14 protein-coding genes are annotated in these 14,166 nt (G+C 71.3%); 5 read left to right on the top strand and 9 right to left on the bottom strand.

What is annotated here, in order from left to right; all coding sequences use genetic code 11:
• Positions 1-45: 45 nt before the first annotated feature.
• The 5 genes from KDL01_RS19740 to KDL01_RS19720 all read right to left on the bottom strand — a co-directional run bounded on the left by KDL01_RS19740 (position 46) and on the right by KDL01_RS19720 (position 5,305).
• Entirely contained in the window at positions 46-1,587 is a 1,542-nt protein-coding gene (locus tag KDL01_RS19740) for a long-chain-fatty-acid--CoA ligase (protein ID WP_212530011.1), read from the bottom strand.
• Positions 1,588-1,640: 53 nt separating this feature from the next.
• Entirely contained in the window at positions 1,641-2,099 is a 459-nt protein-coding gene (locus KDL01_RS19735) for a MaoC family dehydratase (protein WP_246576689.1), read from the bottom strand.
• The gene (locus tag KDL01_RS19730) at positions 2,096-2,860 is read right to left on the bottom strand and encodes a glucose 1-dehydrogenase (RefSeq protein ID WP_212530010.1); all 765 of its coding nucleotides are present in this window, start codon (positions 2,858-2,860) and stop codon (positions 2,096-2,098) included. Before KDL01_RS19730 ends, KDL01_RS19735 begins: the two co-directional genes overlap by 4 nt.
• A 3-nt stretch (positions 2,861-2,863) precedes the next feature.
• Entirely contained in the window at positions 2,864-4,066 is a 1,203-nt protein-coding gene (locus KDL01_RS19725; RefSeq protein WP_212530009.1) for a thiolase family protein, read from the bottom strand.
• Between the two features lie 84 nt (positions 4,067-4,150).
• Complete coding sequence (locus tag KDL01_RS19720; protein WP_212530008.1) at positions 4,151-5,305, bottom strand: acyl-CoA dehydrogenase family protein; 1,155 nt, start codon at positions 5,303-5,305, stop codon at positions 4,151-4,153.
• Positions 5,306-5,428: 123 nt separating this feature from the next.
• Between KDL01_RS19720 and KDL01_RS19715 the strand changes: the two genes are divergently transcribed.
• The gene (locus KDL01_RS19715) at positions 5,429-6,055 is read left to right on the top strand and encodes a TetR/AcrR family transcriptional regulator (RefSeq protein ID WP_212530007.1); all 627 of its coding nucleotides are present in this window, start codon (positions 5,429-5,431) and stop codon (positions 6,053-6,055) included.
• Here KDL01_RS19715 and KDL01_RS19710 read toward each other — a convergent pair.
• Positions 6,043-6,594, bottom strand: a complete 552-nt coding sequence (locus tag KDL01_RS19710) for a hypothetical protein (protein ID WP_212530006.1) — start codon at positions 6,592-6,594, stop codon at positions 6,043-6,045. The genes KDL01_RS19715 and KDL01_RS19710 overlap by 13 nt on opposite strands.
• Positions 6,595-6,667: 73 nt before the next feature.
• Entirely contained in the window at positions 6,668-7,876 is a 1,209-nt protein-coding gene (locus KDL01_RS19705) for a D-alanyl-D-alanine carboxypeptidase family protein (RefSeq protein ID WP_212530005.1), read from the bottom strand.
• 205 nt (positions 7,877-8,081) lie between these two features.
• Between KDL01_RS19705 and KDL01_RS19700 the strand changes: the two genes are divergently transcribed.
• The 3 genes from KDL01_RS19700 to KDL01_RS45325 all read left to right on the top strand — a co-directional run bounded on the left by KDL01_RS19700 (position 8,082) and on the right by KDL01_RS45325 (position 11,544).
• Entirely contained in the window at positions 8,082-9,095 is a 1,014-nt protein-coding gene (locus KDL01_RS19700; RefSeq protein ID WP_212530004.1) for a hypothetical protein, read from the top strand.
• Positions 9,096-9,188: 93 nt separating this feature from the next.
• Positions 9,189-10,724 carry an amino acid permease gene (locus KDL01_RS19695; RefSeq protein ID WP_212530003.1) on the top strand — a complete coding sequence of 512 codons (1,536 nt, stop codon included), beginning with the start codon at positions 9,189-9,191 and terminating at the stop codon, positions 10,722-10,724.
• 67 nt (positions 10,725-10,791) lie between these two features.
• Positions 10,792-11,544, top strand: coding sequence for a pirin family protein (locus tag KDL01_RS45325; RefSeq protein ID WP_212530002.1), 753 nt, complete (start codon positions 10,792-10,794; stop codon positions 11,542-11,544).
• 173 nt (positions 11,545-11,717) lie between these two features.
• On the opposite strand, the gene KDL01_RS19685 is transcribed toward KDL01_RS45325, so the two are convergent.
• Positions 11,718-11,906 carry a hypothetical protein gene (locus tag KDL01_RS19685; RefSeq protein WP_212530001.1) on the bottom strand — a complete coding sequence of 63 codons (189 nt, stop codon included), beginning with the start codon at positions 11,904-11,906 and terminating at the stop codon, positions 11,718-11,720.
• A 200-nt stretch (positions 11,907-12,106) separates the two neighbouring features.
• On the opposite strand from KDL01_RS19685, the gene KDL01_RS19680 reads away from it, so the two are divergent.
• A complete protein-coding gene (locus KDL01_RS19680) occupies positions 12,107-12,925 on the top strand; it encodes a trypsin-like serine peptidase (RefSeq protein ID WP_212530000.1) in 819 nt (272 codons plus the stop codon).
• A 168-nt stretch (positions 12,926-13,093) separates the two neighbouring features.
• Here KDL01_RS19680 and KDL01_RS19675 read toward each other — a convergent pair whose 3' ends face one another.
• Positions 13,094-13,915 carry a transposase family protein gene (locus KDL01_RS19675; protein WP_212529999.1) on the bottom strand — a complete coding sequence of 274 codons (822 nt, stop codon included), beginning with the start codon at positions 13,913-13,915 and terminating at the stop codon, positions 13,094-13,096.
• Between the last annotated feature and the right edge of the window lie 251 nt (positions 13,916-14,166).

Below are 14,166 nucleotides of genomic sequence, written 5' to 3'. Positions count from 1 at the left end.
GGCGGGGGCGCGGTACGCGGTCGGCTCAGCGGCGGCTCACCGGAATCACTGGAAGCGGCTGCGCAGCTCCCGCTTGAGCACCTTCATCGACGGGCCGAGCGGGAACTCGGTGACGAACTCGACCCGGCGCGGGTACTTGTACTTCGCCAGGTACTGCTTCGACCACTCGATCAGCTCCTCGGCGGTCAGCTCCCGGCCGTCCTCGAGGATGACGCAGGCGCAGATCTCCTCGCCGTGCACCTCGTCCGCGAGCCCGATCACGGCCACGTCCTTGATCGCGGGGTGGCGCAGCAGCGTCTCCTCCACCTCGCGCGGGTAGACGTTGAAGCCGCCGCGCAGCACCATGTCCTTCTTGCGGTCCACGATGCTCACGAAGCCGTCGGCGCCCTTGGTGCCGAGGTCGCCGGTGCGGAACCAGCCCTCGCACATCGCCGCCTCGGTGGCCTCCTGGTTGTTGAGGTAGCCCGCGAACACGTTGTGGCCGCGCACGATCACCTCGCCGAGCTCGCCCGTCTCGACGAACTCGATCCGGCCCTCCACCTCGGCCTTGGCGATCTGCACCTCCACGCCCCAGACCTGGTGGCCGACCGTGCCGGCCCTGGTACCGAGCAGGGGCTGGTTCACCGTGGCGGTCGGCGAGGTCTCGGACAGGCCGTAGCCCTCCATGATCTCGGTGTCGAAGGCCTCGTTGAAGGCCTCGAGCACGGACGCGGGCAGCGCCGCGCCGCCGGAGACGGCGATCTTGAGCTTCGGCAGGTCGGCCTCGCCGGCCGCCTTGCGCGCCCGGGCGGCGTGCACCAGCGCGAGGAACATCTGCGGCACGCCGTGGAAGGTGTTCACCTTGTGCCGCAGCATCAGCTCGATCGCCTCGCCGGGCTCGAACCTGGGCTGGAAGACGACGGTGGCCCCGACCCGGAAGATCGTGTTCATCGTCACCGTCTGCCCGAAGATGTGGAACAGCGGCAGGCAGCCGAGGGAGATGTCGGCGCGCACGGTGTCGAGGCAGTCGTAGCCGTTGACCGTCGCGTTCATCACCATATTGAGGTGGGTCAGCACCGCGCCCTTGGGCTTGCCCGTGGTGCCCGAGGTGTAGATCACCACGGCCGGGTCCTCGGGATCGCGGGTGAGGTAGGTGGGCAGCGGGGTCACGCCGGCCTCCACGTCGGCCAACTTCGGCACCGGGGCCTCGGCCGGGATGGGGCCGACCAGGCGCACCGGCACCTCGGCCAGGGCCGCCGCCTTGATCGCGTCCTCGGCCCGGATCGCGTGCGCGATCAGCACCTTGGCACCGCTGTCGCGCAGTATGAAGGAGATCTCCTCCGGCGTGAGCAGCATGTGGATGGGCACCACCACGGCGCCCGCGGCGATCACCGCGAAGTACGAGCGGGGGAAATCGAGCACGTTGGGACACATCAGCGCGACCCGGTCGCCCGGCTGCACGCCCAGCTCGATCAGCGCCGCCGCCTGGGTGCGGGCCTGGGCCCACAGGTCGGCGTAGGACAGGGCCTCGGCCCCCTGGATCACGGCGGTCTTCTCAGGCGTCCGCCACGCCGGTTCCGCGAGTACCGCGGCGAGGGAGAGCGTCATTGCCCTGTCCTACTCCGTCCTTCTGTCCTGCTCCGACATTGCCTTGACTGGCGCTAAAGATAGATCCGGCTCAGCGTTTCGGCTACGGCCGCGGGCTTGGCCGCGCCCTCGAGTTCCACCGTGACGGTCGTGGCCACCTGCATCGCGTCGTCGGGCAGGTCCTCGACGCCGGTGAGCACGAGGTGCGCGCGCACCCGCGAGCCGACCTTCACCGGGGTGATGAAGCGCAGCTTGTTCGCGCCGTAGTTGATCGCCAGGCGCACGCCCTCGATCGTGTAGACCTCCCAGGCCAGCGCCGGGATCAGGGACAGGGTCAGGTACCCGTGCGCGATGGTGGAGCCGAACGGGCCGTCCTTCGCGCGCTCCGGGTCCACGTGGATCCACTGGTGGTCGCCGGTGGCCTCGGCGAACCGGTCGATCCGCTCCTGCTCGATCACGACCCAGTCGCTGGTCCCGATGTGCTCGCCCACCATGTTCTTGAGCTCGGTGGCCTGCAGCGCCCGCGGGCTCATCGGTTCGCGCCGCCGTTCACCTGGATGGTCTGGCCGGAGATGAACGAGGACTCGTCCGCGGCCAGGAAGGCGACCGTGGCGGCGATGTCCTCCGGCTCGCCGACCCGGCGCACCGGGGTCTGGTCGGCGGCCAGCTTCTTGAGCTCCTCCGGGTCCAGGCCCACCCGGCGGGCGGTGGCGTCGGTCATGGCGGTGGCGATGTAGCCGGGGGCGACCGCGTTGACGTTGACGCCGTAGGGGCCGAGCTCGATCGCCAGGGTCGCGGTCAGGCCCATGATCCCGGCCTTGGAGGCGGCGTAGTTGGCCTGGCCGCGGTTGCCCAGGGCCGAGCGGGAGGAGAGCGAGACGATCTTGCCGTACTTCTGCTTGGTGAAGTGCTTCTGGCACTCGCGGCTCATCAGGAACGCGCTGCGCAGGTTGACGTTGATGACCGCGTCCCAGTCCTCGTCGGTCATCTTGAACAGCAGGTTGTCCCGGGTGATGCCGGCGTTGTTGACCAGGATGTCGATCCGGCCGAACTCGGCGACCACGGCCGCGACCAGGGCCTCGACCTCAGGGGTCTGCGAGACGTCGGCGCCGAAGGCCACCGCCCGGCCGCCGTTCTTGGTGATCGCCTCGACCGTCTCCGCGCCGCGCTCGGCGCTCAGGTCGGCCACGGCCACGGCCGCGCCCTCCGCGGCCAGCCGGGCGGCGACGGCCGCGCCGATGCCCTGCGCGGCGCCGGTGACGACGGCCACCCTGCCCTCGAACCGGTTACCCATGTGTCAGATCCCTTCGATAAGTACGGCGGTACCCTGGCCCACGCCCACGCACATGGCGGCCAGGCCGCGGCGCAGCCCGTCCCGGTGCAGGCGGTGGACCAGGGTGGTGACGATCCGGGCGCCGGAGCAGCCCAGCGGATGTCCGAGGGCGATGGCGCCGCCGGACGGGTTGACCAGGGCGGGATCGATGCCGATCCCGTCCACCACGGCCAGCGCCTGGGCGGCGAAGGCCTCGTTGAGCTCGGCGGTCTCGACGTCCTCGATCTTCCAGCCGGAGCGGGTGAGCACCCGGCCGACGGCGGGGATCGGACCCACGCCCATGACGTCGGGGTGCACGCCGGCGGAGGCGCCGGCCACGTACCGGGCCAGCGGCTCGACGCCGAGCTTGGCCAGGCCGGCCTCGGAGGCCAGGACCAGGCCCGCGGCGCCGTCGTTCATCGGCGAGGAGTTGCCGGCCGTGACGCTCCCGCCCTTGCGGAAGACCGGCTTGAGCCCGGCCAGCTTCTCCAGTGAGGTGTCCGGGCGGATGCACTCGTCCCGGGAGACGGGCGTGCCGGGCTCGCCCTTCGGGCCGTACGGGGTCACCGCCAGCACCTCGGCGTCGAAGTGCCCTGCGTCCCAGGCGGCCGCGGCCAGCTGGTGCGAACGCAGCGCGAACGCGTCCTGCCGCTCGCGCGAGACCTCGTGGCGGCTCGCCACCTCCTCGGCCGTCTCACCCATCGACAGCACCCCGTGCAGGTCGCGCATCTTCGGGTTGACCAGGCGCCAGCCGAGCCGGGTGTCGAACATCTCCATCCTGTTCGGCAGCGCGTCCTCGGGCCGCGGCACCACGAACGGGGCGCGCGACATCGACTCGACCCCGCCGGCCAGCAGCACGTCCGCCTCGCCGGCGGCGATGGTGCGGGCCGCGACGGTGAAGGCCTCGAGGCCGGAGGCGCACAGCCGGTTGGTGGAGGCGCCGGGCACCGAGTCGGGCAGCCCGGCCAGCAACAGCGCCATCCGCGCGACGTTGCGGTTCTCCTCGCCCGCGCCGTTGGCGTTGCCCCAGTAGACGTCGTCGATCTCGGCCGGGTCCAGGTTCGGCAGCCCGGCCACCAGGTCGCGGATGACCTCGGCGGCGAGGTCGTCCGGGCGGATGCCGGACAGGGCGCCGCGGAGCTTGCCGATGGGGGTGCGCCGGGCGGCGGCGATGTAGACGGGCTGCATGGGGATCAGGCTCTTCTCGTTCTTCTCGGGCTCGTGCTCGGGCGGCTCTGCGGGTCGGGGCGGCGCTGCGGCGGCGGCGCGGCGCTAGGCGATGGCGTTGATTCCGGTGTGGGCGCGGGCGATCAGCAGCTTCTGCAGTTCGCTGGTGCCCTCGTAGAGGGTCATCACCCGGGCGTCGCGCACGAGCTTGCCCACCGGGTACTCGTCGATGTAGCCGTAGCCGCCGAAGACCTGCATCGCCTGGTTGGCCGCGCGCACCGCGGCCTCGGAGGCGAAGTACTTGGCCATGGAGGACTCGCGGGCGAACTCCTCGCCCCGGTCGATCAGGTCGGCCGCGCGCCAGGTGAGCAGCCGCGCGGCGTCCACGTCGGTGGCGATCCCGGCGATCAGCTCCGCCACCAGCTGCCGGTGCGCGATCACCTTGCCGTCGAACTGCACCCGGGTGGTGGCGTGCGCGACGGCGGCGCGCAAGGCGGCCTCGGCGATCCCGACGCAGCCGGCCGCGACCGAGACCCGGCCCTTGGCCAGCGCGGACATGGCGACCGAGAAGCCCTTGCCCTCCGGGCCGAGCAGGGCCGAGCCGGGCACCCGGACCCGGTCGAAGGCGAGTTCGGCGGTGGCCTGGCCGCGCAGCCCGAGCTTGCCGTGGATCTCGGTGCGGGTGAAGCCGGGACTGTCGGTCGGCACCAGGAAGGCGCTGATGCCCCGGTGCCCGGGGCCGCCGGTGCGGGCGAAGACCAGCGCGACCTCGGCCCAGGTGCCGTTGGTGATGAACATCTTCGAGCCCGAGATCAGCCAGTCGTCGCCGTCGCGCTCGGCCTTGGTGCGCAGGTTGGCGGCGTCGGAGCCGTGGTCCGGCTCGGTCAGCGCGAAGCAGGCGAGGGACTCACCGGAGCACAGCCGCGGCAGCCAGTACCGCTTGTGCTCCTCGGTCCCCCACTTGTGGATGGACTTGCCGACCAGGCCGAGCGAGACCGAGACGATGCCGCGCACCGAGGAGTCGCCGCGGCCGAGCTCCTCGAGCGCGAGGACGTAGCCGAAGTGGTCGCCGCCGGAGCCGCCGTACTCCTCCGGGATGGTCAGCCCGAGGAAGCCGAGGTCGCCGAGCTTGCCGACGATCTTGCGGTCCACCAGCTCGGCCCGGTCCCACTCGGTCGCGTGGGGAACGATCTCCCGGTCGGTGAACTCGGCCGCGAGACGGCGCAGTGCCTCGTGCTCCTCGCTGAGCGTGAGATCCATCCCGGGCCCTTCCTGCCGCTTCGCGCACGGTCGCGCGAACCACCGGCGCCGCAAAACTTGCAGTGCTAGTTTTAGACTCTAACCCCCGCAGGGGTGGCGAGGGAAGGAAGGAGGCGCCGCGTCATGGCACGTCCGCGTTCGCCGCTGCTGAGCCGGGACAAGATCGTCGAGGCGGCGCTCGGCCTGATCGACGAGGAGGGCCTCGGCGCGCTGAGCACCCGCAGGTTGGCCGCGCGGCTCGGGGTGAGCGGGCCCTCGCTCTACAACCACTTCGCCACCATGGACGACCTGCTCGACGCGGTGGCGGACCAGGTGATCGCGAAGGTGGACCTGTCCGCACTGCGCGCCCGGCCGTGGGCGCAAGCCCTGCGCGAATGGGCCCGCTCCTACCGCGAGGTGCTGGCCGAGCACCCGAACCTGGTGCCGGTGATCGTGCACGGCCCGGGCCGCCGCCCGGCGGCGCTGCGGCTGGCCGACGAGGTGTACGGCGCGCTGGTCAACGCCGGCTGGCCGCCGCGCGAGGCCACCGAGATCGGCGCGCTGATGCGCTTCCTGGTGGCGGGCGCGGCGATGAGCTCGTTCGCGGGCGGCTTCTCCCCGGACCCCGCGACGTACGGCACCGACTATCCGCACCTCGGCCGAGCGCACCTGTTGCAGGCGCGCTCCCGCGACATCGACCAAGGTGCCTTCGAACTCGGACTCGAGACGGTGCTGGCCGGGCTGGCCGCCCGCCTGGATCAGGGCGTGTAGACGCCCTGCACGGACGTCACGTGGCCGGCCCGGTCGAAATCGAGCAGGCAGATGTGTCCCCAGAAGCCCAGTGCGCTGGTGCGGTCGTAGGGGCCGTCCGCCACGGTCATGAACGTGGCCGCGGAGACGGCGTAGTCCTTCGTCGGATCCGCTCCGAGCAGCGTGTACGTCGTCGAAGCCGAGGTGACGAAGGACTGGACCGAGCCGGTGTCGGTGAACTGCGTGTCGTCCGGCACGCCGGGCCCGCAGTCGAGGGTCTCCACGTAGCCGTTGATGCGATACGTGCCGTCCGCCTCGCTTACCGAGAGAACCCTCACGTCCTCCATCAGCGGCTTCGGCCCGCACCCCTGTTCCGAGGCCGGCAGGGTCTGCGGCACGGACGGGTAGATCTCCGTCATCGACGGCACCAAGGGCTTGGTGGCGGCGTGGGCGACGGTGGCCGCCGTCGCGGCCCGCTCCGAGGAGGCGCACGCCGCCGCCCCGAGCCCGGTGATCGTCGCGACGAAAACGGTCGCGGCTACTCCTGTATTGATCCTCACACCTGACAGAGCGCGCGGGCACCCCACCACGATTCAGCGCAGCAGAAGAAACCTGCGACGACTTTTGAGAGGGTCAGTTCTCGGCCAGCTTCGCCGCGGTGACGACGGACTCCGGGGCCTGCGTGCTCGAGACGCGCAGCACGCCGTCCGCCGTGACGCCCACCCTGTACCCCAGCGACGGCCAGCCCACGACCGTCACGTCGGATCCCGGCGCGAGCTCCACGTCCGCGTGACCGCGCTGGCGCAGCACCGCGACCGTCCTGCCGGAGTGCACCACCGTCGAGGCCACCAGGGAACGCTGCGCCGCCTCGATCAGGCCCCGCGCCACCACCTGGGCGCGGTCCATGATCGCCCACGGCTGGCCGGGCTGGCCGAGCACCGCGCCGACCATGGTCACCGGCACGCCGCCGACCATGGTCCGGGTCGCGAACAGCAGGCAGCCGCCGGCCGCCGAGGTCGAGCCCGTCTTGATGCCGATGTCCCCGTCGACGCCGAGCAGGTGGTTGGTGTTGGTGAGCAGCCCGGCCACCGGCACCCGCGCGGACTTCAGGTCCACGATGCCCGCCATCGCCGGGTTGCGCAGCACCTGCTCGCCGAGCGTGACCTGGTCCCCCGCCGTGCTCCGGCTCAGCGCGTCGATCCCGGCCGGATCGGCGTAGGAGGTGTGCCGCATGCCGAGGGCCCGGGCCTGGGCGTTCATCCGGTCCACGAACGCCGGCACCGACCCGGCGTCCCAGGCCGCGAGCAGCCGGGCCATGTTCCCGGCCGAGGGCAACAGCATGCTCTCCAGCGCCTGGCGCTCCGTCAGCAGCTCGCCCTGGACGATCTGGATCCCGGACTCGCTGGCGTCGGCGCTGCGCGAGGCCCCGAACAGCGCCGAGGAGACCTCGATCGTCGGGCCGTCCTCGTCCGCCGCGAGCGGGTGGTCCAGCAGCACCTGATAGGCCGTCATCGTCTTGGTGACGCTCGCGATCGGCACCTCGGCGTCCTGCGGCCCGGAGGAGCCGATCGGGCCGACCCCCTCGACGTACAGATACGACTCCCCCTGCGCGGGCCAGGGCAGCGCGGGGGCGCGTCCGGCCACGGTGTAGGAGGTGTCGATGACCTGGCTGAGCCGCACCGGGGCCCAGAAGACGCCCTTGGACCACAGCATCCCGCCCACCGCGAAGGCGAGGACGAGGACGAGGCCGGCCGAGGTGGCGAGCAGGCGGCGGCGCCGCTTGGCCTGGGGGCCCGGACGGTGCTCGCGGGGCGGCGAGGGTTCGAGTTCGGTGTCGACCACGACACCGCTCTGCCCTGATTATCCGTATGTGAACCAGTTCACTGACCCGAATGAGGGATTTACCAAAGATCACGTGAGTCACCAGTGTGAGGATTCCTCCCGGCGGCCCATTGCCCGCACTCGCCCTGTGCGCAAGAATAACTACTCCATGTGATCGAGTGCGGGGGGCACTTCATCAGGCAGCGAAGGGGTAGGAGGCGTCGGCATGCGCGGGGGGTTCGTGTGGGATCCGGCGGCAGCCGACCGCACGTTGGCGCAGGCCAGGACGGAGCTGCGGGCCGGGCGGTGGGGGCTGGCCCGGGACGCGCTGGCGGAGAGCCGGGGCGAGGCCGAGGTGCGGGCGCAGCGCTCGCTGCTGCTCGCCTCGGTGGTGGCCGGCACCGATCTGGCCGAGATCTGGGTGACCGAGGACCCCGAGGATCCGGACGCCCGGCTGCTCTACGCCCGGGTGGCGATGGTCCGGGCGCTGCGCGCGGCGAAGGCCGCGGACCCGCGCGAGGCCGCCCTCGGCGCGCTGGCCTGGCAGGCGGCGGTCATCGCGAGCCGGTACGCGCCGGCCGACCCAACGCCGTGGGCCACGCTGCTGGCCGTGGCCCGCCATCGTCCGCCCGCGCCGCCGGGCGGGCCCCCGACCTGCCCGAGCGCCGCTCCCCCGGGGCTCGCGATCGAAGGGCCCTGGGATCTGCTGGCCGAGGCCCAGGCCAGGCGCCCCTGGCACCGCGAGGCCTTCCTGCGGCTGCTGGCGTACTACGTTCCGTGGCCGGGGCGGGGCGGTCCGAGTGACGCGGATGATCCTGCCGGGTCCACCGGGTCCGCCGGATCCGCCGATCACGCTGCCGACACGCTCTGGCAGGTGGTGTCCTGGGCGGCGGACGCGAGCCCGGACGACTCCGACCCGCAGCTGCTGCCCCTGGCAGCCCGCGCCCACCTGGCCCGGGCCCCCACCGGCGTGGACGCGTCCACCGAGGAGTACGCCGCGTACGTCGCCGCCACCGTCTACGCGGACTGGTTCCCCGGTATCAGCCAACTGCGTTTTCCGCCCGTCGCGGACCTCTCCCTGCTGGCCCACGCGCTCGACCGCGGCGGCCTGCACACCGAGGCGGGCGAGGTCCTGGCCTGTATGAGGCCCTACGCCACGGCCTTCCCGTGGTCCCTGGACGGAGACCCCGCCGAAGCCCTGCGCGCCGCCTACGCGCGCAGCCGCATCCGCCCGCCCTAGACCGCGCCCGGCCGCGCGGTTCGACGGCACGGTTCGACAGCACGGCTGGGCGGCACGGCACGGCTCGGCCACAGGAGAGAGCGACCCACAGCGATGGCACCCACCCTTCCCACCACCCCCCTCGACGAGGACGACAGCGCCCTGCACCGGCTGGGCATCCGGCGCCGGCACGAGCGGCGGATGAGCGGCTTCGGCAACGCCCGCACCGGATTCAGCTCGATCGGCGTGCTCTGCGGCAGCCTGACCCTGTACGGCTACGGCCTGCGCACCGGCGGCCCCGCGCTGATCGTCTGGGGCTGGGTCGCGGGCGGGGTGTTCACCCTGCTCGTCGGCCTCGCGCTGGCCGAGGTGTGCTCGGCGCTGCCCGGCGCGGGCTCGCTGCACGTGTACGCGGCCAAGCTGGCCCGGCACCACCCGAACACCGCGGCGTGGTGGGTCGGCTGGCTCAGCTCCTGCGGCCAGATCGCCCTGACCGCGGCCGTGGACTTCGGCGCGGCGATGTTCCTGTGCGCGTTCGCCGGGCTGGAGTGGAACTTCACGGCCACGCCCGGTTCCCTGTTCACCGTCTTCGCGGCGGTGCTCCTGGCGCACGCGCTGCTGGTGGTCCTCGGCGGGCGCGAACGGATCGCCGCGCTGGCAAGGGTTTCGTCGTGGTGGCACCTGGTCGCGGCCGGCGTACTGGTCGCGGTGCTCGCCCTCGTGCCGGCCCGCGTGCAGTCCCCGCACACCGTGTTCGGGTACTTCGTCGACCACACCGGCCTCGGCACCCACGGGTCCGGCGGCGCGGGCGTCTACATCTGCGCGATCGGGCTGCTCATGGTCGCGTTCTCGTTGGCCGGCTTCGACTTCTCCGCACGTGCCGCCGAGGAGACGGCGAACGCGGGCCGCGCGGCGCCGCGCGGAATCGTCGTCTCCATCGCGGCGGCCTGGCTGGTCGGTTTCGCCGTACTGACCTCGCTGACGTTCGCGATCCAGGACTACGGGCCGGAATCGAACGCGGCGGTCCCGGCGGAGCGGATCATCCTGGACGCGGTCGGCCGCACCGGCACGCTGACCCTGCTCGTACTCGTCCTCGTCGCGCAGCTGCTGTGCGGCCTGTCCTGCATGGAATCGAGCTCCCGCGTGCTGTTCGCGGTCTCCCGCGACCGGATGCTGCCCGGATCAGCACTCTGGTACCGGGTGAACCGGCGCACCCGCACGCCGGTCAACGCGGTCTGGCTCACCGCGGCGTCGGCGGCCGTCCTGGCCGTCCCCGCGCTCTGGGACACCGACGCGTTCCCCGCCCTGGCCGCGTTCGCGGCGCTCAGCTCCGGCCTGGCCGTGACCGTGCCCGTCTACCTGCGGCTGCGCCGGCGCGATTTCGCCCGCGGCCCGTGGCACCTCGGCCGCTGGTCCGCGCCCGTCGGCTGGATCGCCGTGGCGTGGACGGTGCTGGTCTCGGCGGCGATGCTCGCGCCCCAGGTCTTCCCCATCACGCTGCACACCTTCGACTACGCACCCCTCCTACCCGTCCTCGCGTTCGCCGTGGCCAGGGTCCGCTGGTCGACCACGGCCCGCGGCACCCTCGCGGGCCCGCTGCGCCGCGGCTACCCCGACGAACCCGGCGCCCTGGACGCCGAACTGACGTAGTCCGTGATGTCTTCAAGCCCACCTCGTCGCTATCGCGCCGCGGCCGTGCCCGTGCGAGGCTGGAGGCGTGACGACTACCACCGTTCAGCGCGCGCAGGACCGGTTCAAGACGAAGACGGGCTGGCTCGACTCGAAGCACTCGTTCTCCTTCGGCCGGCACTACGACGTGGACAACACCCACTTCGGCCTGCTGCTGGTGAACAACGACGACATCGTCATCCCGGGCACCGGCTTCGAGACCCACCCGCACCGGGACATGGAGATCGTGACCTGGGTCATGCGCGGGCAGCTCGTGCACCAGGACTCCGAGGGCCACAGCGGCGTGATCTACCCGGGCCTGGCCCAGCGGATGAGCGCGGGCAAGGGCATCATGCACTCGGAGAAGAACGACTCCTGGCGGCTGACCGGCGGCCCCGAGCACGCCGAGCCGGTGCACTTCGTGCAGATGTGGGTCATGCCCGACGAGGCCGGCCTCGCCCCGGGGTACGAGCAGCTGGAGATCGACGACGCGCTGCTGCGCGGGGGCCTGGTGCCGGTGGCCTCGGGCCGCCCCGGACACGCCGACGAGGCGGCCATCCGGATCCAGCAGAAGGACGCCACCCTGCACGCCGCGCGGATGGAGCCCGGCCGCACCGTGGCCCTGCCGACCGCGCCCTATGTGCACCTTTTCGTGCCCAGCGGCACCGTCGAGCTCGAGGGCGCGGGCGCACTCGCCGAGGGCGATGCGGCCAGGATCGAGGACTCCACCGGCCAGCGGGTGACCGCGGGCGCCGGCGGCGCGGAGATCCTGGTGTGGGAAATGCACAATCGAATCGGCTGAACCGGATCAGCAGAACGTGATCGGCCGAACCCGAACCGGATCAATCGACCGGTCCGGGGTGTGACGTATCCCCATATCCGGTATCCCGGTATCCGCTTGCGATTCCCCGAAATATCCCGACCGGCCCGCGGACGCCGTGCCCATTCGGCACGACGCCCGTCGCGGCCGCCGAACTACTGAACGTTGCTGCTCAGTTCCAGTTCGGCCAGGTCGACCCCGTGTTCCTCGGCGATCTCGACGAGATAGCGCATACGCTGGCTGTACGCCTTGATCGCCCCCGGCTCGTCTTCGGCCTGGGCCTCTTGCAGCGCCCGATATGCCTCGGCCACCTGCTGGCGCAGCTCCGTCTCGAACTCGCTCACCTTCGGCTCCCTTTTCTCGTCCACCTCACACGATTCCCCGCCTGGCTGACGCCAAGCTGAGGAAACAGGCAAAATTTCCGACAAGTACTGGTGCCGGACTCGTCATCTTCCGGCATTCCGGCGCATCACGCGGCGCGCCCACCGGGATGTGGCGCCCGGGGTCTTGTGGCCGACCCCGCGCGCACCAAAACTCTCTGGGCATGAGAACACGAATACCGGTGCGCCCGACCCGGCTCGCGGGTGCCGTGGCGGCCAGCGTGGTCACCGCCCTCGCCGCGACACCCTACGCCCAGGCGGACGCCGCGCACCCCGCCGTACCCTCCGGCACCACCTTCCACTTCACCGGCCGCCCCGAGGTCGGCGCGCTGTTCGACGCGCCCGACTACACCGGCACGGACGCGGCCCACTTCTGCACCGGCAGCGTCATCGCCAGTCCCCGCGGCGATCTCGTGCTCACCGCCGCCCACTGCGTGTACAACGCGTCGAAGCACACGTACAACCACGCCGTCACCGACATCACCTTCGCCCCCGGATACGACCAGGCCCCGCGCGCCGACCTCGGCGGAGTCTGGAACGTCGTGCAGATCGACGTCGCCCCCGGCTATCTCGCCGACGGCGACACCGAGAGCGACTACGCGATCCTCGTCATCGCCCCGCACGACGGCCGCCAGATCCAGCGGTACACCGGCGCGCTGCTGCCCACCGCGGCCTTCCTGCCCGAGCCCGTCGAGGTCGTCGGCTACAACAACCTCGAGTGGGACGCGCAGGGCAACGAGCCCATCACGTGCACGGCCCTGGCCTTCGAGGAGACCGACGACGGGCAGCCCTACGCCCGCTTCAACTGCCCCGACTACCAGGACGGCACCAGCGGCGGCCCCTGGATCGTGCGCGGGACCGACCTCGTCATGGGCGTCATCGGCGGCTACGAGCAGGGCGGCGACACTCCCGACTGGTCCTACTCGGCGCTGTTCGGGCCCACCATGCTGAAGTTCTACCTGGCAACCGCATTCGGGTCCTGATTTCCCAGCACCGCACGCAGCGCCTCATCGCCGCGGCCGACGACGGCGTGCCCGTCGTCGGCCGTGATGATGGGCCGTTGGATCGGCGCCGCACGGTGGCGCGGCCGAGCCGAGGCATCCGTCACGTCCCGTCACGTCCACGGCGCAGTGACGTGATCTCAGCGAGAATCAGCTGATCAGCCCGTGCTCGAAGTGGACGAGGACGAGGGCGGCTCGGGCAAGCTGAGTGATTCTTCTCGGGCTCGCGGTGACGTGTTCGAGGGCTTTCCAGCGTTCGGTGAGAAGAGCGAAGCCACGCTCGCCGAGGCATCGAAGCCCTCTCAGTAGCTTGTTGTAGGTCCGCTGGTCCGCATGCAGGGGGATGCCGTCCTCCCGCTGGGGAACCGGGGTCAGCACGCCGCAGCCTGCGCCGATGTAGCCGCCGTCGGCCAGCACCGGCATGTCCTTGCTATAGAGCCACAGGATCGCGAGTACCAGTTCCCGAGCTGCGGTCAGGTCGTGCACGCTGCCGGGCAGTACGTCGGAGACCCACAGCGGCAGGCCGTTCGGATCCATCAGCGCCTGCAGGTTCCCGCCGAAAGCGCGCACCTTGCCCGCATACCAGGCGTCGATCTCCCTGCCCTTCTTCGAGATCTTCACCTCCTCGAGCCTGTCGCACGAGATGACCGTGCCGTCCAGGATCAGATGGGTCACGCCGGAGCGCTTCGCCCGTTCCATCGCCTCCTGCAGATCCGGGGCCTGATCCGAAAGGACCCACAGGAACTCGTCGCGGTACCGGTACGCGGTAGCGCGCGAGAGGCCGAACCCGGCACCCAGTCGCTCGACATCGCACCGGTCGCGCAGCCGCGCCAACCCGAAAACGGCCTGCCTGAACGGGGTGAGCACCCTGGTGCCACGGCGCGTGCCGACCCGCCGGCGCTCGGCGCCGAGCAGCCGGGCAACGAACCGGACCAGTTCCACGGAAACATCGAGCGTGACACAATAGGACACCGCGCGGAGCCTTCCTGCATGAAGTTGTCCCTAGACAAGACCTCTTCTATCAGGGGCTCCGCGCTCTACGTTGCAGCTGTCCGCGACCTCCCGGGATGACCGATCCGCCCGGATTGCGTTGACGAGATCACCTCAGTGTCCCGATTTCATCTCCACGCTGTGACAAGAGTGGGACGATGATGATCCCTTTATTTACTTCACAGCGGGAAGATGCGTGCCACACTGCGGGTGGGGGGAATCCGGGGTGGGGT

Origin of the sequence: Actinospica durhamensis (genome assembly GCF_018139695.1) — a bacterium.
Taxonomy (GTDB): Bacteria; Actinomycetota; Actinomycetes; order Streptomycetales; family Catenulisporaceae; genus Actinospica; species Actinospica durhamensis.
The sequence above is the reverse complement of the archived record's forward strand: the minus strand, read 5'-3'. Positions and strand labels throughout refer to the sequence as shown.

What these genes read in the sequence shown, in the direction of transcription:
- KDL01_RS19740 (WP_212530011.1), bottom strand. Translation starts at nt 1,587, where the DNA reads ATGACGCTCTCCCTCGCCGCGGTACTCGCGGAACCGGCGTGGCGGACG.
- KDL01_RS19735 (WP_246576689.1), bottom strand. Translation starts at nt 2,099, where the DNA reads ATGAGCCCGCGGGCGCTGCAGGCCACCGAGCTCAAGAACATGGTGGGC.
- KDL01_RS19730 (WP_212530010.1), bottom strand. Translation starts at nt 2,860, where the DNA reads ATGGGTAACCGGTTCGAGGGCAGGGTGGCCGTCGTCACCGGCGCCGCG.
- KDL01_RS19725 (WP_212530009.1), bottom strand. Translation starts at nt 4,066, where the DNA reads ATGCAGCCCGTCTACATCGCCGCCGCCCGGCGCACCCCCATCGGCAAG.
- KDL01_RS19720 (WP_212530008.1), bottom strand. Translation starts at nt 5,305, where the DNA reads ATGGATCTCACGCTCAGCGAGGAGCACGAGGCACTGCGCCGTCTCGCG.
- KDL01_RS19715 (WP_212530007.1), top strand. Translation starts at nt 5,429, where the DNA reads ATGGCACGTCCGCGTTCGCCGCTGCTGAGCCGGGACAAGATCGTCGAG.
- KDL01_RS19700 (WP_212530004.1), top strand. Translation starts at nt 8,082, where the DNA reads ATGCGCGGGGGGTTCGTGTGGGATCCGGCGGCAGCCGACCGCACGTTG.
- KDL01_RS19695 (WP_212530003.1), top strand. Translation starts at nt 9,189, where the DNA reads ATGGCACCCACCCTTCCCACCACCCCCCTCGACGAGGACGACAGCGCC.
- KDL01_RS19680 (WP_212530000.1), top strand. Translation starts at nt 12,107, where the DNA reads ATGAGAACACGAATACCGGTGCGCCCGACCCGGCTCGCGGGTGCCGTG.